Below are 20,157 nucleotides of genomic sequence, written 5' to 3'. Positions count from 1 at the left end.
TCCGCCGCCGGAACTTGCCAGGCTGCTCGCCGGCCGTATTCCCGAGCCGGGATTGGCGACCGCGCTGGCCCATGCATGGTCATACGCACCCTACCTTCGCGGCCTGATCCGTAGCCAACCCCACTGCACCACCGGGCTAATCGATGACGGCGCCGATGCCGCTATAACCGCCGCATTCGTTGCTGCGGGGGCCGATGGCGATCCGGCGATGGTTCTCCGCGCTGCGAAGCGTCAGGTCGCGCTGATCGTCGCGATCGCTGACTTGTCGGGTGCTTGGCCGCTCGAGCGCGTCACCGGCGTGCTGTCCGATTTCGCCGATCTTGCCCTCGACCGTAGTATCGCCGCCGCGCTCGCAGAGCGCGAAGCGCCGAATCGTGGCCTGGTCGCGCTGGCGCTCGGAAAGCTCGGCAGCCACGAACTCAACTACTCGTCCGATGTCGACCTGATCCTGCTCTACGAGCCTGGCCTGATACCGGTACGGCCCCGCGAAGACGTCGCCGAGGCTGCGGTTCGCATCGCCCGGCGCGCGGTCGCGATCATGAACGACCCGACCCCTCAGGGCTATGTCTTCCGCGTCGACCTGCGGTTGCGGCCAGCGTCCGAGGTGACCCCGTTGGCGCTGCCCGTCGCCGCGGCCGAGCATTACTACCAGTCCGAGGCACTGACCTGGGAGCGCACCGCCTTCATCCGGGCGCGGGCGTGCGCCGGCGACATCGCGCTCGGCGAGGCTTTTCTGCACGCAATCAGGGGCTTCGTCTGGCGCCGCAGCCTCGACTACACCGCGATTCGCGACATCCAGGCGGTCTCCTTGCGAATCCGCGATCATTTCGACGCGGGGCAGAGCCTCGGCCCCGGCTTCGACCTCAAGCGTGGGCGTGGCGGCATCCGCGAAGTCGAATTCTTCGCCCAGCTCCACCAACTCGTCTGGGGCGGCCGCGAGCCCGGGCTGCGCGCGCCGGCAACGCTCGATGCGCTGGTCGCGCTGGCCGTGGCGGGTCGCATCTCGTCGGAAGAAGCCGACACCCTTGCCGCGTCGTACCGCACACTGCGCTCGGTCGAACACCGGCTGCAGATGCTGGAAGACGCGCAGACCCACAGCATCCCGATGCAGGCACCGCAGCGACTGGCGCTAGCCAGGCTGTGCGGGTTCGACGACTGGCGCGGCCTCGAGCGCCGCCTCAAGGCGACGACGGCCCCGGTAGCCCGCGCCTTCGACCGGCTGATCGCGGAGGCGAAGGGGCCGAAGTCGCTGCCCGACGAGCCCAAGGCGTTGGCGACACGGCTCGGCAAGACCGGCAAGCTGCTGGCCCCGATGATCGCGCGCTGGCGGACGTCGTCGTACAGGGCGCTGCGGTCAGAGGCGGCGAAGGCGTCGTTCGAAGCTCTCCTGCCCTCGCTCGTCGACGTGCTCGGCAAGGCGGCGGACCCGGCGCAGGCGGCGGCGCGACTCGATGGCTTCCTCGCGCAACTGCCCACAGGCGTACAGTTCCTCGCATTGCTGGAGGCGAACCCGCCGCTAGTGCCGCTGCTCGGGCGCTTGCTCGGGGTGACGCCGGTACTTGCCGACGCGCTGGCGCGGACGCCGGCGCTGTTCGACGTGCTGCTAGGTGCCGATGCCTTCTCGCCACTGCCCGATGCACCGCGGCTGCGCGCCGATCTCGACGCGATGGTAGCGGGCGCGCGCGATACCGAGGAGGTGCTCGACCGTGTGCGCCGATGGACCGGCGAGCGACGCTTCCAGCTTGGTGCCCAGCTTATCGAGGGGCGGGCCGATCCGCTGCGCGTCGGGCGCGACCTCGCCCACCTCGCCGACGTCGCGCTGGCGCTGCTGGTCGAGCGTATTACAGCGGACTTCGAGGCCGTCCACGGTCGCATCGCGAACGGCGGACTGGTGGTGCTCGCGCTCGGGCGCTACGGCGGCGTACTGCTCAGCCACGCCTCCGACCTCGATCTCGTCTACCTGTTCACCGGCGCGCATGACGCGGTATCGGACGGCGAGCGGCCCTACGCCGGCACCCAGTACTTCAACCGACTGGCGGCGCGGGTCTCGGCAGCGCTGTCGGTGCCGACCGCGTCCGGGGCGCTGTACGAGGTCGATACGCGGTTGCGACCGTTCGGTGCCAAGGGACTGCTCGCCGTCAGCCTCGACAGCTTCGCGCGCTATCAGGCCGAGGAGGCCGAGACCTGGGAGCACATGGCGCTGACCCGGGCGCGGGTGGTCGCGGGCGACCCCGGCCCAGTGACCGACGCCATCTGCGCCATCCTGACCGCTACGCCGCCGCCGACACTGGCAAAGGAGGTCGTCGCGATGCGGGCCGAGATCGCGGCCGCGAAGCCGGGCGGCGGCAAGTGGGACGTCAAGCTTGCGCCAGGCGCGCTCGTCGATCTCGAGTTCATCGTCCACTACCTTCAGCTCCGTGACGGCGCCGGCCTCAACCCCGACCTCGGGACCGCGATCGCGGTGCTGAGGCCCGACCTCGTCGACGCGCACAGCCTGTTGACCCGCTGCCTGGTGACGCTGCGCCTCGTCGCTCCCGACGGAGCGCCGAGCGCCACTGCCCGCGACCTGTTGGCGCGGCTGGCCGGAGAGACCGACGTCGAGGCCGCGCTGGGACTCGCCAAGGCGCGGGTGATTGCGGCATGGGCAGAGGTCTTCGGCAGCAAAAGGTAACACTCGCGATGACCCTCGAGACTGGCAACACCGCCCCCGCACTCGACCTCGACACCGACGCCGGCGCGCGCACCGCCATCACCGGACGCAGAGCCGTGGTCTATTTCTACCCCAAGGACGATACCTCGGGCTGCACGAAGGAGGGGCAGGAGTTCACCGCGCTCGCCGCCGACTTCAAACAGGCTGGGGTCGAGGTGATCGGCGTGTCGAAGGATGCGCTCGCCAGCCACGCGAAATTCCGCGCCAAGTACGATCTCGGCGTCACACTCGCTTCCGATCCCGACGGCGTCGCCTGCGAAGCCTGGGGCGTGTGGGTCGAGAAGAGCATGTACGGCCGCAAATACATGGGCATCGAGCGCGCCACTTTCCTCGTCGGAACCGACGGCAAGATCGTCCGCGCCTGGCACAAGGTGAAGGTCCCCGGCCACGCAGCCGAAGTGCTGACAGCGGCAAAGTCGCCAGAATGATGCCGGGAATCGGGTCGTTGCACGCCCAACCGCCTGTAAAGTTGCATCCCAGCCTAAGTATATTTGCGTAAATCATCGGCTCGCCGCGCCTTCAGCGCAACTCACCCTCGGTTGGGCGCTGGCGGGTTGCCGGGCTTCGGCATCGCTGCTCCAACAGGGGGGTCGGCGGGCCAGCCCGTCGGCAAGTTATTTGCTTCGGGTGGGGTTCAAGCTTTTCGGCGGTCGAAGGCGTTCGCGGGTGTACTCGTGGGCGATCGCTGATGATTTGTACCTCGCTCGCCGAATCAAGGACTTGCGGCGCACATGGCATTAGGTGGAGCAGCACTGATCGCAGCCTGGCTGGGCGCCGCGACGCCCGGCGCGGTCGACACCGCCAAGCAAGCCGACTTCGCCCGCCTTCAGCATCAGGTCGACGCGCTGATGGCCGAGACCCCGACGACCGGGAACGCCACTGCCGATCGTGGCCTAATCGACCGCGCGGCGTCTTCGGTGAAGAGCCGCCTGCAGGCGGCCGAGGCGCTGCTGCGCCGAGTCGGCCTAGACCCGAAGCGTTTCACCGGCAGCACCCCGGTCGGTATCGGCGGCCCGTACATCCCCGTTACGACGACTGCCAGCGACCCACGCTTCACGACGCTCGCGACCAGCTACCAGCAGGTCGCTGCGATGGAGGCGGCGATTGCCGCGATCCCGTCGTACGTACCGGTCAAGACCTATACGTTTACGTCCCCGTTTGGCGTCCGCTACGATCCGTTCAACGGCCGCTCCGCGATGCATGCCGGCCTCGACATGGCGGGTACGCCGGGTGAGGCGATCTACGCAGCCGCCGACGGCACGGTCGTCACCGGTGGTCGCTCGGGAGCCTATGGTAACCTCGTCGAGATCGACCACGGCAAGGGCCTCGCGACTCGCTACGGCCATCTTTCGGCGATCCTCGTGCAGCCCGGCGCGCACGTCCGCCAGGGCCAGCTGATCGCCCGCATGGGCTCGACCGGCCGCTCGACAGGCACCCACCTCCACTACGAGATCCGCCTCGACGGCCGCGCCATCAACCCACGGCCGTTCCTCGAGGCGAGCGCTTTCATGCTCGCCGCGCAGGGTGCTGCACCGCGCGGCGTCGAAGGCCCGACCAACGTCACGCTGCTCGATACCAGTGACGACACCACGACCTTTACGCTGCACACCACCGGCCTCCAGCCGATCCTGATCCGCAACTAGCCGCGAGGAGCGCCGGCACCGCGATTGAAGCGGAGCCTGCAAGCGCCTACATCCTGTCCATGAGCGCACCCATCCTGATGCCCGCCGCCGCTGCGCGGGTCGCCGCGATCGCGGCCAAGCAGGGCAAGCCCGGCCTCAAGCTCCGCCTTGCAGTCGACGGGGGCGGGTGCGCTGGCTTCCAGTATCGGTTCGCGCTCGAGAACGAGATCGGTGCTGACGACCTGGTTACCGAGACCGACGGCGTGACGATGCTCGTCGACTCGGTCAGCCTGCCGTTTCTCGAGGGTGCGCAGGTCGATTTCGTCGAAAAGATCGGCGCGGCGGCGTTCGAAGTCACCAACCCCAATGCGACCAGCGGCTGCGGCTGCGGGACTTCGTTCGGCATCTGAGCTTCGGGCGTTTGAGTTCGCGGCGCGGGGCGCTACACCGCCGCTCATGCGCATAGCCACCTTCAACATCAACGGTATCAACGCGCGCCTGCCGCGCCTGCTCGACTGGCTGGCGGAGGCGCAACCCGATGTCGCCTGCCTGCAGGAGCTCAAGGCTCCCGACGAGAACTTCCCCCATGCCGCGATCGAGGCGGCGGGGTACCATGCCCTCGTCCACGGCCAGAAGAGCTGGAACGGCGTCGCGATCCTGTCGAAGCGGCCGGCGGTCGAAACCCAGCGCGGCCTGCCCGGCGATCCTGAGGACGTCCAGTCGCGCTACCTCGAGGCCGCGGTCGATGGGCTGCTGGTCGCGGCGCTGTACCTGCCCAACGGCAACCCGTTTCCCGGCCCGAAGTTCGACTACAAGCTGAGCTGGTTCGCGCGCCTTCACGCGCACGCGGCGGGGCTGCTGGCGAGCGAAGTGCCGGTGGTGCTGGCCGGCGACTACAACGTCTGTCCGACCACCGAGGACGCCTTCAGCGAGCGCGCCATGGCCGACAATGCGCTTTGCCAGCCCGAGAGCCGCGCCGCCTACCGGGCGCTGATCGGGCAGGGCTGGACCGATGGCCTGCGCGCCGTCCACCCGACCGGCAAGATTTATACTTTCTGGGACTACACGATGGGCGCGTGGCCGCGCGACCTCGGGCTCAGCATAGACCGGCTGCTGCTATCGCCGGCGCTTGCAGACCGGTTGCTCGACGCCGGGGTCGACCGGCAGGTGCGGGCGGCGGAAAAGGCTAGCGACCACGCGCCGACGTGGATCACGCTCCGGAGCTAGATCGCCTTCTCGAATACCCGGTACGTCCGCGTAATCGTGCCGTTTAGAACCTCGGCTATCGAGCGCATCGGGCCGTTGTCCTCGAGGATCCAGCCGATCTCGGCGTCGGTCGAGTGGAACTTCTTGTGGGCATTGCGGCGGGTGTACTCGATCATCATGAACGCCAGCGTCGACGCGGTGCGCGAGCCCTGGAACTTCTTCTTGATGCCCATCAGGGGGACGCGGATGCGTAAGCTGCGCGGACGGCGCAGCTGGCGCAGCAGCTTGATCCAGCCGAACGGGAACAGCCTGCCGTCGAGACCCTTGATGACCTCGTTCATGTCGGGCACCGCGATCATGAAGCCCACGGTCTCGCCGTCGTAATCGGCGAGGTAAATCAGGTCCTCGAAGACGATCGGCTTGAATTTCTTGCCCGCGTGCGTGATCTCCGCCGGAGTCAGCGGCACGAAGCCCCAGTTGGTCGCCCAGGCATCGTTCAGGATGTTGAGGATCGTCGAGAACTCGCTGTCGAACTGCGCCTTGCGGAGTGTCCGGACTCGAATGCGCGGATTTTTCTCGCCGTTCGCGACGATCTTCTGGACCAGCGGCGGGAACAGGCGGGTAATGTCGACCTGCCAGGTGTGGGTGTCCTTGACGGGCGCGAAGCCGGCGGCCGTCAGCAGCCGCTCATAGTAGGGCAGGCCGTGGCCCATCATGATCGTCGGATCGCTGTCGAAGCCGGTGACGTGGAGCCCCACCTCATCCCACACCGACAGCGAGAACGGTCCCTGCATCCGGTTCATGCCCTGGCCGCGCAGCCAACCGGCAGCGGCGGCGATCAGCGCGTCGGCGACGGCTTGGTCGTCGATGCTCTCGAACATGCCGAACTGACCGAGCGTCTTGCCCTGGTATTCGAGGACGAGGTCGTCGACCTGCGCCGAGATGCGACCGACAACCTTGCCGTCACGCTCGGCGAGGAAAAAAGCGGCGCGGGCGTGCTCGAACCAGGGGTTTTTCTTCGGCCCCGCGATCAGCCCGAGTGCTTCGCCCTTCAGCGGCGGCACCCAGTGCGGATCGCTGCCGTACAGCGCCCACTGCAGGTCGACGAAAGCGCGGTGATCGGCGGGCGTCGTCGCCGCGCGAATTGTCAGGGTCATGCGGACTGGCGTTGCCGCGGATGGCCCTTGGCGACGCCGCCCGACATCTCGGCGACCCACGGATAGGTCTCCGCGACCTCGTCGGTGTAGCCGAGATTGAACACGGTGGGCGACTTCGCCGGGCGCTGTTCGCGCTCGTAGAAGGTACCGAAGGCCTTGTCCCAGGCGAAGTTGGTGATGCCGAAATTGCCGCTCTCGTCGTGGAAGTGGTGCGCCATGTGACGCGCCTTCATCAATGCGAGATAGCGGTTCTTCGGCTTGTACGAGAGGTGCTGGATGCAGTGGCAGAACTCGTAGAAGCACGTCGTCAGCAGCCCGGCACACAGCGCGACCGCAGCCCCGCCGACGCCGCCGATCAGCCAGCCGACCGGGATCGTCATGATGACGATCGGCGGCAGCGTCGTCGACAGCGAGCCAAACAGGATCTCGAGGTGGTTGGGGTCTTGGTGGTGGTCGTAGTGGATACGCTTCCAGGTCTTGGCGGTCAGCGGCGACTTGAACATCCAGCGGCCGTGCAGAACGAAGCGGTGGAGGCCGTACCAGACGAGCGGGTAGACGAGCACCGCAAACACGGTCGCGACGACGCCCTGCAGCAGCGTCGGCGGATAATAAGCCGCGACCGCTGCCGCGACGACGGCGAGCGCGAGATAGGCCTGGATCGCGTAATACTGGAAATAGGCGACGACCAGTTCGCTCAGCGTCATCTTGTTCAGATAATGCGAGCGGTTCCAGATTCCGGGCTTGGGCAGGGTAAGCGCCTTCACCATATTCTCCTGAAGTTCGGGCGGCTGGTTAGGCGGCCAATGCGGCAGATTTAGGACTTTATAGAGTTAGGGCTGCGCGGTGATCTGCGCTACCCCGACGCCTAAACGCCGACCAAGGCTACCGAGTGCCGCGCGGTCGGCCAGCGACAATCCGTAGCGGAGCGTCGCCCAGCCGCTGAACATCGCGATGGGCAGGACGGCGACCCATCCCCAGGGGGCCAGCCCGACGCCGATCGTCACGGCCGCTCCTATGACCGCCATGCCGGCAACGCGCCAATAGGGAGCCGCGAACGGCGCGAGGCGGTCGTAGGCCGCGAGTTGCGCCAGCGCCGCCCAGGCGCTGACGACGATCGAGGCACCGACTGCCGCCGCCATGCCGGTCGCACCCAGCCGGGGAACAAGGCACCACGCCAGCCCGAGCCAGACGATGAGGCCGAGGACGGCGTTGATCGTCGGGCGGGCGCGATGGCCGATGATCTCGACAACCGAGCTGGCGGGGCCGGCGACGGCTTCGGCAGCGCGGGCGCCGACGAGCAGCACGAGGAGGGGGAAGGCCGCTCCGGCACCGGGCGCGAAGCCCCCGAGGAGGATCGGCCCGATGCCGATGATCGCGGCGGCCAGCGGGAGCGCGAGCGCGGTGGCGAGCCGGGTCGCGAAGCCGAACAGCGGCGCAATGCGGGCGCGGTCGTGCGCCGCCTGCGAGGACGCCAGCGGTGACATCACGTAGGCGAAGACGGTTCGGACCAGCTGCGGGATGCTGCTGAGCTTGCGGGCGATGCCGTACAGGCCCGCCGCGACCGCGCCGCTGGTGCCGGGCAGCCAGCGGTTTAGCAGGATCGCGGGCAGGTCGGTCAGCGCGCGGCGCAGCAGGTTCGCCGGAATGATACCCGCTCCGTAGGCGAGCATGTGCCGCGCCTGCGCGACGTGGAGCGGCGCTCGCCAGATCTGGCCGACATCGTAGAAGCGCGCGACGAGCTGGAGCCCGAGCGCACCGACAGCGACCTGCGAGCCGAGGTGGGCCAGCGCTAGTGCCAATGCGCCGCGTCCCCAGCCGACCCCCAGGGCGAAACCCGCCAGCCCGAGGCCGGCCGCCAGCCCGAGCTTGATGACCTGCTCCCAGAACACCTTGAGGCGGATTTCCGGGCCGAAGACGTGCCGGGCACGAACCGCGGCCGTGGTCACTTCGACGAGGCTGTTGAGGGGCAAGGCCCAGGCGAACAGGATCACGGCGACGGCGAGGCTGGGCCGGTCGGCGGGGGCGGCGTTGATGGTCAGGGCGATGCGGCCAGCGAGCACGCTGACGACCGACGCGATGACGATCGACGGCCCGGTCCCCAGGATCAGCGCCCATTTGACCGCGGCGGCGGCTTCGTCCTCGTCTCGGGCCTGGGGGACAACGCGCTGGAGGACGCTGGTCATGGCGCAGTCGACGGTGCCCTGGCAGAGCGTCACGGCGGCGGCGAGGACGGTGTAGACTCCGTAGGCGGGAACCCCGAACAGCCAGGTCAGGGCGGGGGTGGTGAGGACCTCGACGACCGCGCCGAGGCGGGAGACGACACTGACTCCGGCAGCGCGAGCGACGTCGCGAGTGGTGACCTCGCGCCGCTCGGCGCTCACTCCTCGGTGCGGAACAGCACGGTCTCGCCGATCAGGAAGAACAGCATGAACGGTGCCCATGCCGCCAGGATGGGCGGAACCGTGCCGAAATTCCCCATCGCCGCCATGAAGTTGTCGGCGACGAAGAACGCGAAGCCGAGGAACATGCCGATCACGGCGCGGACGAACAGCCGGCCCGAACGCGCCAGCCCGAACGCCGCGACCGCGCCGAGCAGCGGCATCAGCACCGCCGACAACGGCCCCGAGATTTTGTGGTTCGCGGCCGCGACGAGGGAGTCGACGTTCTTGCCCGCATCGCGCTGGCGCTCGATGTCGGTGAGCAGGTCCCAGAACGGCACGTGGCTCGGCTCGATGGTGCCGGCGGTGAACTGCGGCGCGATGACGGTGCTGGGGAAGTTCAGCGTCGGGCTCGGGGTCTCGATGCCCTTGGCGACGTCGAAGCTGCGGACCTGGGTCAATTCCCACCCGCCGGGTACAGGGCGTGCGCTCTCGGCGCGCACGATGCGGGTCAGGCGGTTGCCGTCTCGGTCGTAGATGACGACGTCGCCGAGTCGGGTCGCGTCGCCGTGGCCGCGCACCGTCGTCGCGTGGAACAGGTCGTCGCCGCCGCGCACCCACTGCTCCGTCATTACCCCGCTGGTCTGGGGGACGGACTTGTAGTTGACCGCCTGCCAGGCATCGAGGGTCTCGGTCGCGCGCACCCCGATGCGTTCGTTGAAGGCGAAATTGGCGACCGCGATGCCGAATGCGGCGAGGATCAGCGGGCTGAGGATCTGATGCGCGGAGATGCCCGCCGACTTGAAGATAACGACCTCGCTGTTCTGGTTGAGCGTCGCCAGCGTCACCAGCGTGCCGAGCAGCACCGAGAACGGCAGGAACAGCTGGATCAGCTGCGGCACGCGCAACGCCACGTAATGCCAGAGCTGATGCTCGCCGTTGCCCGCGACCGCGAGGATCGCGCTCGATTCGCCGAGCAGGTCGAGTGTCTCGAGGATGACCACGAGGCCAGCCAGGAACGCGAACGTGCGGATCAGGAACAGGCGCGCGGTATAGCGGGCGATCGTCGCCGACGGAAACATGGCCATAGGGTTCAGCCTGCCGACAGCGCGCTGTCGCGGTACGGCGTCGCCCGCCGTGCCGCCTTGGTGACCAGGCTCGCGAGCTTGGCGAACCATCGGTCGAGGAAGCCGATCGGCTGGCCCCCCGGCTTGTAGGCGAGGACGTAGTACATCCACAGGCTGATTGCGGTGAAGATGGTGAACGGGATCCACTGTGCCAGCACCGGGTCGACGCGGCCGATCGAGCCCATGCGCTCTCCATACTCGCTGATCTTGTGATAGGTGACGATCAGCACGATCGCGACGAATACTCCGAGCGCCGAGCTCGAGCGCTTCGGCGGGACCGCCAGCGCGAGGCCGAGGAACGGCAGCACGAACATCACCACGCACTGCACGAGGCGCCGGTTCAGCGTCGAGGCGCTCTGCAACTTGTCGAGCGCCCCGGCCTTGGGATCGAGGTCGACGCGCGCCAGCTCGGGCACCGTCAGCTCGAGGTTGCGGTCGCCGCGGGCGCGGAAGTTCTCCATCGTCGGCAGGTTGATCGGCAAGTCGTGCTGGTCGAACGACAGCACGCGCGGCAGCTGCTTGTCGCCGTTGCTGTGGACCAGAGTGCCGTGGTGGAGGCGCAGCAGGATGACGTCGGGGTCGTCGGTCGACAGGAAGGTGCCGGTGTTTGCGGTGACTGCGAGCGCCTTGCCGTCCTTGCCCTCGGCCCGCACGAACAGCCCGAACAGGTCGCGGCCGCGATTCTCCGAACGCTCGACCCTGAGCGTCATGCCCTTGCCGAGCTTGGCGAACTCGCCGACCTTGATGCTGGCGCCGAGCGCGCCGGAGCGCAGCTCGAAGCGCAGCCCCTCATAGGCGTAGCGCGAATACGGCTGGAGGTAGCCGACGATGCCGAAATTGATCACCGCGAACACCGCGGCGAAGATCATCGGGACCCGGAGTAGCCGATTGTAGGAGATGCCGACGGCCCGCAGCGCGTCGAGTTCGCTCGAAATCGCGAGGCTGCGGAAGGCGAGAAGGATGCCCAGCATCACTCCGATCGGGATGCCGAGCGACAGATATTCGGGGATCAGATTGCCCAGCATGCGCCAGACGACCGACACCGGGCCGCCCTCGTTCATGACGAAATCGAACAGCTTGAGCATCTTGTCGAGCAGCAGCAACATCGCCGCGATCGTCAGGCACGCGATCAGCGGTACCAGGATCAACCGGGCGAGGTAGCGGTCGAAGCGGGTCAGTAGTCCCAAATTGCTGCCGTCCCTCGGACAAATTTTAGCCGCAGATGCGGACCATTCAGGCTGCTCGTCTGCGTGCCGCCTATACGGCGGCGCTAACCGAAGGTCATGGCAAAAGTGAAGCTCGCGCGCGGCGCTGCACGACTCGGGGCACGACTTGGCGTCGCACTGGTTGCCGCACTTGCCCAGCCGGGGGGGGCGCAGGCGATCGGACCCGATGCCGCAGCGTGCTCCGGGCACGCGGCCGCGCTGCTCGTCAAGATCCATGGATTCAAGGATCGCGAGGGCCTGATCCGCGTCTCGACCTACCAGGCGACCAGCGCCGATTGGCTGGTTTCGGGCCGCTATGTACGCCGCATCGACGTCGCGGTGCCGGCGAGCGGTGACGCCGATGTCTGCGTCGCGCTGCCGGGTGCCGGCCGTTACGGCGTTGCGGTCCTCCATGACCGCAACGGCGACCATCACGCCAATATCTTCAAGGACGGCGGCGGCTTCTCGAACAATCCCAAGCTCGGCTGGTCGAAGCCCGACGTCGGCAAGGTCGCTTTTGCCGCCGGCACCGGGCTGACGACCGTCGATATCCGGCTGAACTACCTGTGAACGCCAGCCTCCCGCTAAGCTTGCTGGCACGCGTCAAGCCGATCGCGGCAAAGCTCTCGGCGGTCAGCGGCCCGACAGTTGCCGGAACCGCGCCGCCGGTCGCTTCGCCAAATCCGATGCCAGTGATTGCGCTGCTGTCGAATCCGCGCTCGACCGGCAACCTCGCGATCCTGCCGCAGGTCCGCAGCTTCGTCGCCGCGCACCCCAACATCTTCCACTATGAGGTCGAGGACGTCAGCGAGGTGCCGGAGGCGCTGCGCACGATCGCCCGGATGAAGCCGATGGTGCTGGCGATCAACGGCGGCGACGGCACCGTCCAGGCGGCGTTGACCGAATTGCACCTCGGCGGCCATTTTGACGGGCGCATTCCACCGGTCGCGGTGCTGCCGAACGGCAAGACCAACCTCATCGCTCTCGATCTCGGTGCCCAGGGCGACGCGCTGGGCGCGCTGCGCCAGCTCGTGCGCATCGCCAGCGACGGCATGGACCCGCACGTCGTCCATCGCCAACTGATCGCGCTGACCACGGGCCAGGACAACACCCGCCCGGTGCTCGGCATGTTCCTTGGCGGTGCGGGCCTTGCCTCGATCATCCTGTTCTGCCGCGAGAAGATCTATCCGCTCGGCCTGCCCAACTGGCTCAGCCACTTCCTTGCCGCGGTTGCGATGGTCTTCGGCGTCGTCCTCGGGATCAAGGCGACATGGCTGCCGGGCCGCAACGACCGCATGCGGCTGACCCGCGGCGACGGCCGGCAGGAGGGCAACTTCATGGTCGTGATGGTGACGACGCTCGAACGCATCGCGCTCAACATCCGTCCGAACGGCATCGGCGGCACTCTCAAGATGATGGCGATCGAGCAGAACCCGATCACCATGATCCGCATCGCGTTCGAGGTCCTGATCGGCCGCCTCGGCAACCGCTCGATCGGCGGCCTTCACCTCGAGGGCGGCGAGACCATCCGAATCGAAGGCGGCCGGCCGAGCGTCGTCATGGACGGGGAAATCTTCCAGGCCGCGAGCGGTGGGTCGATCACCCTGACCACGACCGCGCCGGTGTCGTTCGTCCGCCTTGCCGCCTGAGCTGCGAGGGCTGGTAGCCGCCGAGCTCGCCGTTGCGGTCGCGCCCGAGGTCACTGTTTTCGCCGCGCACGTCGCGGGTCTGCTGCCCTCCACCAACGCCGTCCTGTTCTACGGTTCGTGTCTGCGGTCGGGTTCGCTCGACGGGCTGATGCTCGACTTCTACGTCATCGTCGACAGCTACGACGAAGCGTACGGTGGTGGCTGGCGGGCGCGGGCCAACCGGCTGGTGCCGCCCAATGTCTTTCAGGTCGCCTATGCAGGGCTGCGCGCCAAGTACGCCGTCCTCGACAGCGCCGACTTCGCCCGGCTGTGCAGCGCGCGGACCCGCAACCCGAGCGTCTGGGCGCGGTTCGCGCAGCCGTCGCGGCTGGTGTGGGTGCGGGACGAGGCGGCGCGGGAGGCCGCCATCGCGGCGGTGGCGCAGGCGGCGCCAGCGCTGTTGGCGGCAGCTGCCTCGGCGCTGCCCGCTGACCTGACCGTCGAGGCGCTGTGGACCGGGGCCTTCGCGCTGACCTTTGCCGCCGAGCTGCGTACTGAGCGCAAAGGGCGCGGCGACAGTATCTTCGCCGCCGACCCCGAGCGCTACCGTGCGTTCACCGCACCCGCCCTGGCCGCTGCGCGAGTGCCCGCGTTTATGGACGGCGACCGGATCACTATCGCGCCCGGCGTCAACCGCGCGACTGGAGCTGCCGCATGGAGCCGTCGCCGCCGCGAGGGCAAAATGCTGTCGGTGGCGCGCCTCGCCAAGGCAACCTTCACCTTCGACGGCGGCCTCGATTACCTGGCGTGGAAAATCGAGCGCCACGCCGGGGTGCCGGTGCCGATCGCACCGTGGCAGCGCCGCTGGCCGATCCTCGGCGGGCTGGTGCTGCTACCCCGCCTGCTCCGCTCGGGGGCCGTGCGCTAGGTCGAGCCCGACTTCGGCGGCGGCATCGGCGAACGCTTGCAGGATCGTCGCGATCTGCTCGGGCCGGTGCTCGGCGCAAAGCGAGCAGCGCAGCAGGAATGTCCCCATCGGCGTCGCGGGCGGCCGCGCGAAATTGACGTAGACACCACGCTCGAGCAGCGCCTGCCACATCCGGACGGTGGTCTCCTGGTCGGGCATCATCACTGCGATGATCGCGCTCTGGGCGTCGGGGGTGCCCAGCGTGAAGCCCTGTGCGCGCAGCCCGGAATGCATCGCTCGGGTGTTTTCCCACAGCCGCTCGCGCTTGGCGGGGCTGTGCATCAGCTTGCGGATCGACGCGGCGCTCGACGCCATGACGGTCGGCGGCAGCGCTGCGGTAAACACGTAGGGGCGGCACACCAGCCGCAGCGCCTCGAACTTCGGATGGTTCGACACGCAGAAGCCGCCGACGGTGCCGACCGACTTCGAGAAGGTGCCGATGATGAAGTCGACGTCGGCCTCGACGCCGGCTGCCTCGGTAACGCCGCGGCCATGCTCGCCGAAAAAGCCCATCGCGTGCGCCTCGTCGACGAGGATCATCGCGCCCGCAGCCTTGGCGACACGGACCATGTCGGCGAGCGGCGCGATATCGCCGAGCATCGAATACACGCCCTCGAGGATCACCAGCTTGCCGGCTTCGGGCGGCAGCCGGCGCAGGCGCTTCTCGAGGTCCTCGACGCTGTTGTGCCGGAATCGCACGATGTCGGCGTTGCCGAGCGCGCAGCCGTCGTAGATCGAGGCGTGGCTGTCGGCGTCGAGGATGACGAAGTCGCCACGCGCCGCCAGCGTCGAAACGATCCCGAGATTGGCCTGGTAACCGGTCGAGAACACCATCGCGTGGGTTGTGCCGTAGAACTCGCGCAGCGCCGCCTCGCAGTCCTTGTGGCTGGCGTAGGTGCCGTTCAGCACGCGGCTGCCGGTGGTGCCGGCGCCGAAGTCGTGGAGCGCGCGCTCGCCCGCCGCGATGACGTCGGGGTCGAAGGTCATCCCCATGTAATTGTAGGTGCCGACCAGTATCGTCTCGCGTCCGTTGATGATCGCCTCGGTCGGCGAGATCACCGCCGACATGACGACGCCGACGGGATCGCGCATGCCGGAGTCGAGCAGCGCCTGGCGCTCGGCGACGATGCCGTCGAACTTATCGAGGAGGTTGATCACGCTGTCTTTGCTTCCGGGGCAAGCTTCGCCACCGCGTCGGCGACCTGCCCCACGGTTTCCAGCTCGGGCAGCATGTTAAGCGGCAGCACCATGTCCCACTCGTCCTCGATATTCGCGACCAGGTCCATGACGGTCAGCGAGTCCAGCTCGAGGTCATCCGCGAAGGTCGTATTCTCGGTGACGACGATGCCCTTCTTGTTGAGCGGCTCGATCAGCGCGGCGATCCGGTCGAAGATCGCCTTCCGGTCGAGAGGTTGAGAGCCCGGCATTCACTACTCCTGATTGTCATCCGGCGATGCCAAGACAAAATGGCCAAAGCGGGGCTGGGCTGCTAGCCGTCGGCGAAACAAGAACATCGGAGTCGCGAGTGGTAGACGGCGTTGGTAGCGACGATGAGGGTCCGGACGGTGTCTACGCGATCTACATGCTGCGGACCATGCAACAGCACCACGTCCAGCTCAGCTCGCAGGCCGACCAGAAGGCGAGCATGCTGATCGGTGCAACGGCGGTGATCATGACGCTGATCTTCCGTGATGCGAGCACGCAGGCGGTCGGGTTGCCGCTGCTGTGCATCGCGGGCGCATCGTTCCTGGCGGCAGTGCTGGCCATTGCCGCGGTCGTGCCGCTGACCAAGGGACGGCCGGGCAACACGCCCAACATGATGTTCTTCGGAAGCTTCGTCGGCCTCGACGAGGCGACCTACCAGGCCCGGATGGCCGACGTCATGACCAGCAACGCGACGGTTCGTCGCGCCATGGTCCGCGACGTGTATCAGCTCGGTCAGGTGCTCGGGCGGCGCAAGTATAAGCTCATCGGCCACGCCTACCGGGTCTTCCTGCTTGGGCTGGTCGGCGGCTTCGTGCTGTTCGTCGCCGGGTCGGCGGGCTTATTGCCGCACTGAGGCGTTAGCCGGGTCTTGCCGGGAAGCGCCCCGACGTGCGATGCCGCTGTCAAGGGGCACGGACATGGCGACAGTCGAAGATACAGGCCTCGCGACGCCGGTAGCGGATAGCGCGAAGCCACTCGCGGACGAGCCGAACCCAGCGATCGTGGCGAGCGACCGGGCGAGCGTCGCGAACAGCGCGATCTTCGCACTGCAGACCATCCAGCAGCACCACGTTTCGCTCTCGCAGATGGCCGACCAGAAGGCGAACATCGTGATTGCCGCCGCGTCGGTGATCTTCGCGCTGGTGGTCAGCCAGGGCCATGCCGACCAGCTGTCGCCGTCTCTGCTGATCCTTGCCTTCTCGGCGTTCGCCGGGGCCGGGCTGTGCATCCTTGCGGTAATGCCGTCGATCGGTCGCCCGCAAAAGGCGGTTAATCACAACATGCTGTTCTTCGGGGCGTTCGCGGACCTGCCCGAGGCCGAGTGGCGCGACCACATGGTCAAGATTCTGAGCAGCAACCCGGGCATCCACGACGCGATGCTGCGCGACATCCACCAGATGGGCTCCGTCCTCAAGCACCGCAAATTCAAGTATCTCGGCTATGGCTACCGGGTGTTCGTAGTCGGGCTGGCGCTGACGCTGATCGCCTACTGCCTCGAGCAGGTGCTGCGTTAGCGCAGCCAGCCGGCGGTGCGGTACCATGCCGCGGTCGCGGCGGTGCCCTCCGCCAATCCGACCTTGGGCTCCCAGACACCCGCGAGGTTGTCGCCGTGTGCGGTCCAGTCGGGGTGAGTGAGGTAGCGTGCACGGTCGAAGCTGAGGCGGGGTGAGCGGCCACGCAGCCGCGCTTGAGCAATGTCGAACGACGCGGCGATGCGCAATGCCGCGGGGGTCAGGTTGATCAGGCGGATGCGCCGCCCGACCGCCTTGCCGAGGGTCAGCGCCAGCGTCGCATGGTCGACGGGGGTACCGTCACTGACCTCATCGATCCGGTGCGTGTCCGGCCCGGCGGCAACCGCGAGCAGCGCCCGCGTCAGGTCACCGACCTCGATCATCGAGACCATCCCCCGCGCCGGGACGATGCCGAGGCCCCGCGCCGCGATCTGGAACAGCGCCAGCGTCTCGCGGTCGCCGGGGCCGTAGACGCCGGGCGGGCGGACGATCGACCAATCGCGGTCCGACGCCTCGACCAGCCGTTCGGCGGCGGCCTTGCTCGCGCCGTAGTCGGACAGCAAGGGCTCGCGCGCGGCCAGCGACGAGACGTGGACGAAGCGCGCGACACCGGCGGCAGAAGCGGCTGCAAGGATCGAGGCGGTGCCGTCGACGTTGCCGACCGCGAACCCGGCCGGTGTGCGGGCGCTGATGACCCCCGCGACGTGGATGACGGCGTCGGCTCCGAGGCACAGGTCACCGGGGGTGGCGAGGTCGCCGGCGAACCAGCTGACGCCGGATTGGTCGGGCTGCGGAGAGCGGGCGAGGGCGCGGACGTGATGGCCCTGCTCGACGGCGATGCGGAGCAGGTGGCGCCCGACGAACCCGGTACCGCCAGTAACCGCGAGGATCACTGCCCTCCCCCCTCGAGGGGGGAGGGTAGAGGGGTCACGCGGCGATCTCGAACGGCTGGATCTCGCCCGACAGATACTGGAGCCGCGCCTTGGTGCGCGACAGTTTCCCCGACGACGTGCGGGGCAGCGTGCGCGGCGGGACGAGCTCGACCACGCAGGTCATGCCGGTCAGGTTGCGGACCTTGTTGCGGATCGCGTCGCGGAGGTTGGCACGCTCGACGGGGTCGGAGGTGCGGCACTGGACGAGCACGGCGGGCTCCTCCTCGCCGGCGGGGGAGGTGATCGAGAAGGCGGCGATGTCGCCCGCCTTGAAGCCCGGGAGCTGCTCGATCGCCCACTCGATGTCCTGCGGCCAGTGGTTCTTGCCGTTGACGATGATCATGTCCTTGGCGCGGCCGACGATGTAGATGTACCCATCGACGAGGTAGCCCATGTCGCCGGTGTCGAGCCAGCCGTCCTTCAGGCAGGCGGCGGTGGCGTCGGGGTCGCGGAAATAGCCCGACATGACACCTTCGCCGGCAACGAAGATGCGCCCGATGCGACGGTCGGGGAGAACCTCGCCAGCCTCGTCGCGGACGACGACGGTCAGGCCACGGACAGGGCGCCCACAGTTGACGATGGCGCGGTAGCGGATCGGCTTGAGTGCATCGACCGGACCAGCGCGACCTTCGCCCGATAGCTCGCGCTCGTCCACTAGGTCGGTGACGATGCCCTCGCCGACCGGCATGATGCTGACCGCGAGCGTGGCTTCGGCGAGACCGTAGCTCGGCAGGAACGACGACGGCTTGAACCCGGCCGCATCGAAGACATCGACGAAATGCTGCATCACGTCGGGGCGGATCATGTCGGCACCGTTGCCGGCAACCCGCCAGCGCGACAGGTCGAAGCGCGCGTGGACGTCGATCGCCGACGAGACGCGGCGGGCGCAGATGTCGTAGCCGAAGGTCGGCGAATAGCTGAGGGTGTGGCCCTCGTTGCGGCTGATCAGGGTCAGCCACGACAGCGGCCGGCGCGCGAAATCCTCGGTCGCGAGGTAATCCGACGACATCTGGTTGGCGAGCGGCGACAGGAAGCAGCCGACCAGCCCCATGTCGTGGTACCACGGCAGCCACGACACGATGCGGTCGTCGGCCTGGACCTCGGTGGAGATGGCGTGGCCGGACAGGTTGGCGAGCAGGGCGCGGTGAGTGACCGCGACGCCGTGCGGGAAGCGGGTGCTGCCGCTCGAATACTGGAGATAGGCGATGTCGTCGGCGTCGGCGCGGGGCAGCGCGACGTCGGGCACCGGCAGGCCGGCGAACACCGCCCAGTCGTGCGCGGTGCAGCGCGGCAGTTCGGCGGCGGCCTCCGCAACCAGCGCAAACAGGCCCGGCGGCGATAGCACGAGCAGTGGGTCGCAGCTGGTCAGCTGGACGCGGATCTGGTCGACATAGGCATCGCGGCCACCGAACGAGGTCGGCAGTGGCAGCGGCGTCGGCAATGCGCCGGCATAGATCGCGCCGAAGAACAGCGCGGCAAAGTCCGCGCCGGTCTCGGCGATCAGCGCGACGCGCTCGCCGGGAGCGACCCCGGCGGCGATCAGCCGCTGCGCGTGCGCGAGGGCGTCGCTGCGGAGCTCGGCGAACGGGTAGGCACGGGCGAGCGTCGCACGCGCATCGAAGAAATTGAGGCCGCGAACGCCGCGCGCGGCATAATCGAGCGCCTCGCCGAGCGTGTCGAAATCAGCAAGTCGCCGCGGCAGCGCATCCAGCGTCGGCGTGACAGGGGCACCTTCGACGGCGGCCACGACGCTGGGAACGGCCGCGAATACGGGCCGTCGGGCTAGCGCCACAGCGCTATCGTCCATCGTCTGCGGCAAGCCAGCCTCTCCTCGAACCCCTCGCCGAATGTCTGCACGATAGATCGCGCGCATCCGGTCGTTAATTTCCACTGTCAGAGCGACACGTTCAAATTCGGACTCCACTATGGCAGAAGCATGGCGGTGCGCTCCAGATCCAAAACCCGCGATGAACGCCAGCCTCGCGAGCGCAAGCCTCGTGAGGAGCGCCCGCCGCCACCGCCCATCGATGCGGCGGCGCTGGACGACATGGCGCTGCGCTATGTCGGCAAGTACGCGACGACGGCAGCAAAGTTGCAGCGCTACCTCGGGCGCAAGCTGTGGGAACGCGGCTGGGCGGGGCCCGGCGAGGTCCCGACCGTTGCCGTCGTCGCCCGCTGTGTCGAGCGCGGATACGTCGACGACCGCGTCTTCGGCGAGGCAAAAGCGCGCGGGCTGGCGTCGAAGGGCTTCGGCCGAATGCGGGTCGGGCAGGCGCTGGGAGCAGCGGGACTGGAGCGCGACCTGGCGCGCGAGATCAGCGACACCGTCGACAACGCCTCCGCAGCCGAGGCACTGGCGCGGCGTCGCCGGTTCGGCCCGTACGACCGGCTGCCGTTCGACATCGACCGCCACCGCAAGCAGGTTGGCGCGATGCTCCGCGCCGGGCATGACATGGCGACCGTGCGCAGTGTCCTGAAGCGCGAACCCGAGGAAGACTGACATGCGGC

General features: G+C 68.1%; 19 protein-coding genes. 10 read left to right on the top strand and 9 right to left on the bottom strand.

Going from position 1 to position 20,157, the window contains the following annotated elements; genetic code table 11:
* Positions 1-37: 37 nt before the first annotated feature.
* The 5 genes from glnE to xth all read left to right on the top strand — a co-directional run bounded on the left by glnE (position 38) and on the right by xth (position 5,559).
* Positions 38-2,671, top strand: a complete 2,634-nt coding sequence (gene glnE, locus KX816_16430) for a bifunctional [glutamate--ammonia ligase]-adenylyl-L-tyrosine phosphorylase/[glutamate--ammonia-ligase] adenylyltransferase (GenBank protein ID QXQ08629.1) — start codon at positions 38-40, stop codon at positions 2,669-2,671.
* An 8-nt stretch (positions 2,672-2,679) separates the two neighbouring features.
* Positions 2,680-3,138: a peroxiredoxin gene (locus KX816_16425; protein ID QXQ05782.1), complete on the top strand. Its 459-nt coding sequence runs from the start codon at positions 2,680-2,682 to the stop codon at positions 3,136-3,138.
* Positions 3,139-3,441: 303 nt separating this feature from the next.
* Complete coding sequence (locus KX816_16420; GenBank protein QXQ05781.1) at positions 3,442-4,353, top strand: M23 family metallopeptidase; 912 nt, start codon at positions 3,442-3,444, stop codon at positions 4,351-4,353.
* 59 nt (positions 4,354-4,412) lie between these two features.
* Positions 4,413-4,742, top strand: a complete 330-nt coding sequence (gene erpA, locus KX816_16415; protein QXQ05780.1) for an iron-sulfur cluster insertion protein ErpA — start codon at positions 4,413-4,415, stop codon at positions 4,740-4,742.
* Positions 4,743-4,788: 46 nt separating this feature from the next.
* Complete coding sequence (gene xth / locus KX816_16410; protein QXQ05779.1) at positions 4,789-5,559, top strand: exodeoxyribonuclease III; 771 nt, start codon at positions 4,789-4,791, stop codon at positions 5,557-5,559.
* Here the strand turns inward: xth and KX816_16405 are convergent.
* The 5 genes from KX816_16405 to KX816_16385 all read right to left on the bottom strand — a co-directional run bounded on the left by KX816_16405 (position 5,556) and on the right by KX816_16385 (position 11,642).
* On the bottom strand, positions 5,556-6,695 hold the full coding sequence (locus KX816_16405) for an N-acetyltransferase (GenBank protein QXQ05778.1): 1,140 nt from the start codon (positions 6,693-6,695) through the stop codon (positions 5,556-5,558). The genes xth and KX816_16405 overlap by 4 nt on opposite strands.
* Positions 6,692-7,462, bottom strand: coding sequence for a sterol desaturase family protein (locus KX816_16400; protein ID QXQ05777.1), 771 nt, complete (start codon positions 7,460-7,462; stop codon positions 6,692-6,694). Before KX816_16400 ends, KX816_16405 begins: the two co-directional genes overlap by 4 nt.
* Before the next feature lie 63 nt (positions 7,463-7,525).
* Complete coding sequence (locus KX816_16395; GenBank protein QXQ05776.1) at positions 7,526-9,076, bottom strand: polysaccharide biosynthesis C-terminal domain-containing protein; 1,551 nt, start codon at positions 9,074-9,076, stop codon at positions 7,526-7,528.
* Positions 9,073-10,161 carry an LPS export ABC transporter permease LptG gene (lptG, locus tag KX816_16390; GenBank protein QXQ05775.1) on the bottom strand — a complete coding sequence of 363 codons (1,089 nt, stop codon included), beginning with the start codon at positions 10,159-10,161 and terminating at the stop codon, positions 9,073-9,075. The genes KX816_16395 and lptG overlap by 4 nt, the downstream gene beginning before the upstream one ends.
* Positions 10,162-10,166: 5 nt before the next feature.
* Entirely contained in the window at positions 10,167-11,642 is a 1,476-nt protein-coding gene (locus KX816_16385; protein QXQ05774.1) for an LptF/LptG family permease, read from the bottom strand.
* Positions 11,643-12,091: 449 nt separating this feature from the next.
* Here KX816_16385 and KX816_16380 point away from each other — a divergent pair, with 449 nt between their 5' ends.
* Both KX816_16380 and KX816_16375 read left to right on the top strand, forming a co-directional pair.
* Positions 12,092-13,054: an acylglycerol kinase family protein gene (locus tag KX816_16380; protein ID QXQ08628.1), complete on the top strand. Its 963-nt coding sequence runs from the start codon at positions 12,092-12,094 to the stop codon at positions 13,052-13,054.
* Positions 13,044-13,961 carry a hypothetical protein gene (locus KX816_16375; GenBank protein ID QXQ05773.1) on the top strand — a complete coding sequence of 306 codons (918 nt, stop codon included), beginning with the start codon at positions 13,044-13,046 and terminating at the stop codon, positions 13,959-13,961. The genes KX816_16380 and KX816_16375 overlap by 11 nt, the downstream gene beginning before the upstream one ends.
* Here the strand turns inward: KX816_16375 and KX816_16370 are convergent.
* Together KX816_16370 and KX816_16365 are read right to left on the bottom strand one after the other, a co-directional pair.
* On the bottom strand, positions 13,926-15,158 hold the full coding sequence (locus KX816_16370; protein QXQ05772.1) for an aminotransferase class I/II-fold pyridoxal phosphate-dependent enzyme: 1,233 nt from the start codon (positions 15,156-15,158) through the stop codon (positions 13,926-13,928). The two genes, KX816_16375 and KX816_16370, sit on opposite strands and share 36 nt — an antisense overlap.
* Complete coding sequence (locus KX816_16365; protein QXQ05771.1) at positions 15,155-15,427, bottom strand: acyl carrier protein; 273 nt, start codon at positions 15,425-15,427, stop codon at positions 15,155-15,157. The genes KX816_16370 and KX816_16365 overlap by 4 nt, the downstream gene beginning before the upstream one ends.
* 98 nt (positions 15,428-15,525) lie before the next feature.
* On the opposite strand from KX816_16365, the gene KX816_16360 reads away from it, so the two are divergent.
* Together KX816_16360 and KX816_16355 are read left to right on the top strand one after the other, a co-directional pair.
* On the top strand, positions 15,526-16,059 hold the full coding sequence (locus tag KX816_16360; protein QXQ05770.1) for a hypothetical protein: 534 nt from the start codon (positions 15,526-15,528) through the stop codon (positions 16,057-16,059).
* Positions 16,060-16,123: 64 nt separating this feature from the next.
* Positions 16,124-16,720: a hypothetical protein gene (locus KX816_16355; GenBank protein ID QXQ05769.1), complete on the top strand. Its 597-nt coding sequence runs from the start codon at positions 16,124-16,126 to the stop codon at positions 16,718-16,720.
* Here KX816_16355 and KX816_16350 read toward each other — a convergent pair.
* Positions 16,717-17,610: an NAD(P)-dependent oxidoreductase gene (locus KX816_16350; GenBank protein ID QXQ05768.1), complete on the bottom strand. Its 894-nt coding sequence runs from the start codon at positions 17,608-17,610 to the stop codon at positions 16,717-16,719. The two genes, KX816_16355 and KX816_16350, sit on opposite strands and share 4 nt — an antisense overlap.
* 34 nt (positions 17,611-17,644) lie before the next feature.
* Complete coding sequence (locus tag KX816_16345; protein ID QXQ05767.1) at positions 17,645-19,456, bottom strand: fatty acyl-AMP ligase; 1,812 nt, start codon at positions 19,454-19,456, stop codon at positions 17,645-17,647.
* Positions 19,457-19,585: 129 nt separating this feature from the next.
* Between KX816_16345 and KX816_16340 the strand changes: the two genes are divergently transcribed.
* On the top strand, positions 19,586-20,149 hold the full coding sequence (locus tag KX816_16340; GenBank protein QXQ05766.1) for a RecX family transcriptional regulator: 564 nt from the start codon (positions 19,586-19,588) through the stop codon (positions 20,147-20,149).
* Positions 20,150-20,157 lie beyond the last annotated feature (8 nt).

The sequence above is a fragment of the Sphingosinicellaceae bacterium genome, from assembly GCA_019285715.1.
In the GTDB taxonomy this organism is placed as follows: domain Bacteria; phylum Pseudomonadota; class Alphaproteobacteria; order Sphingomonadales; family Sphingomonadaceae; genus Glacieibacterium.
This window is presented reverse-complemented; position numbering and strand designations above follow the sequence as displayed.

Bases quoted from the DNA above. Each gene is read 5' to 3' on its own strand.
- KX816_16380 (QXQ08628.1), top strand. From the start codon at position 12,092: ATGCCAGTGATTGCGCTGCTGTCGAATCCGCGCTCGACCGGCAACCTC.
- KX816_16340 (QXQ05766.1), top strand. From the start codon at position 19,586: ATGGCGGTGCGCTCCAGATCCAAAACCCGCGATGAACGCCAGCCTCGC.
- KX816_16405 (QXQ05778.1), bottom strand. From the start codon at position 6,695: ATGACCCTGACAATTCGCGCGGCGACGACGCCCGCCGATCACCGCGCT.
- xth (QXQ05779.1), top strand. From the start codon at position 4,789: ATGCGCATAGCCACCTTCAACATCAACGGTATCAACGCGCGCCTGCCG.
- KX816_16425 (QXQ05782.1), top strand. From the start codon at position 2,680: ATGACCCTCGAGACTGGCAACACCGCCCCCGCACTCGACCTCGACACC.
- lptG (QXQ05775.1), bottom strand. From the start codon at position 10,161: ATGGCCATGTTTCCGTCGGCGACGATCGCCCGCTATACCGCGCGCCTG.
- KX816_16355 (QXQ05769.1), top strand. From the start codon at position 16,124: ATGGCGACAGTCGAAGATACAGGCCTCGCGACGCCGGTAGCGGATAGC.
- KX816_16345 (QXQ05767.1), bottom strand. From the start codon at position 19,456: ATGGACGATAGCGCTGTGGCGCTAGCCCGACGGCCCGTATTCGCGGCC.
- KX816_16365 (QXQ05771.1), bottom strand. From the start codon at position 15,427: ATGCCGGGCTCTCAACCTCTCGACCGGAAGGCGATCTTCGACCGGATC.
- KX816_16400 (QXQ05777.1), bottom strand. From the start codon at position 7,462: ATGGTGAAGGCGCTTACCCTGCCCAAGCCCGGAATCTGGAACCGCTCG.
- erpA (QXQ05780.1), top strand. From the start codon at position 4,413: ATGAGCGCACCCATCCTGATGCCCGCCGCCGCTGCGCGGGTCGCCGCG.
- KX816_16385 (QXQ05774.1), bottom strand. From the start codon at position 11,642: ATGGATCTTGACGAGCAGCGCGGCCGCGTGCCCGGAGCACGCTGCGGC.
- KX816_16420 (QXQ05781.1), top strand. From the start codon at position 3,442: ATGGCATTAGGTGGAGCAGCACTGATCGCAGCCTGGCTGGGCGCCGCG.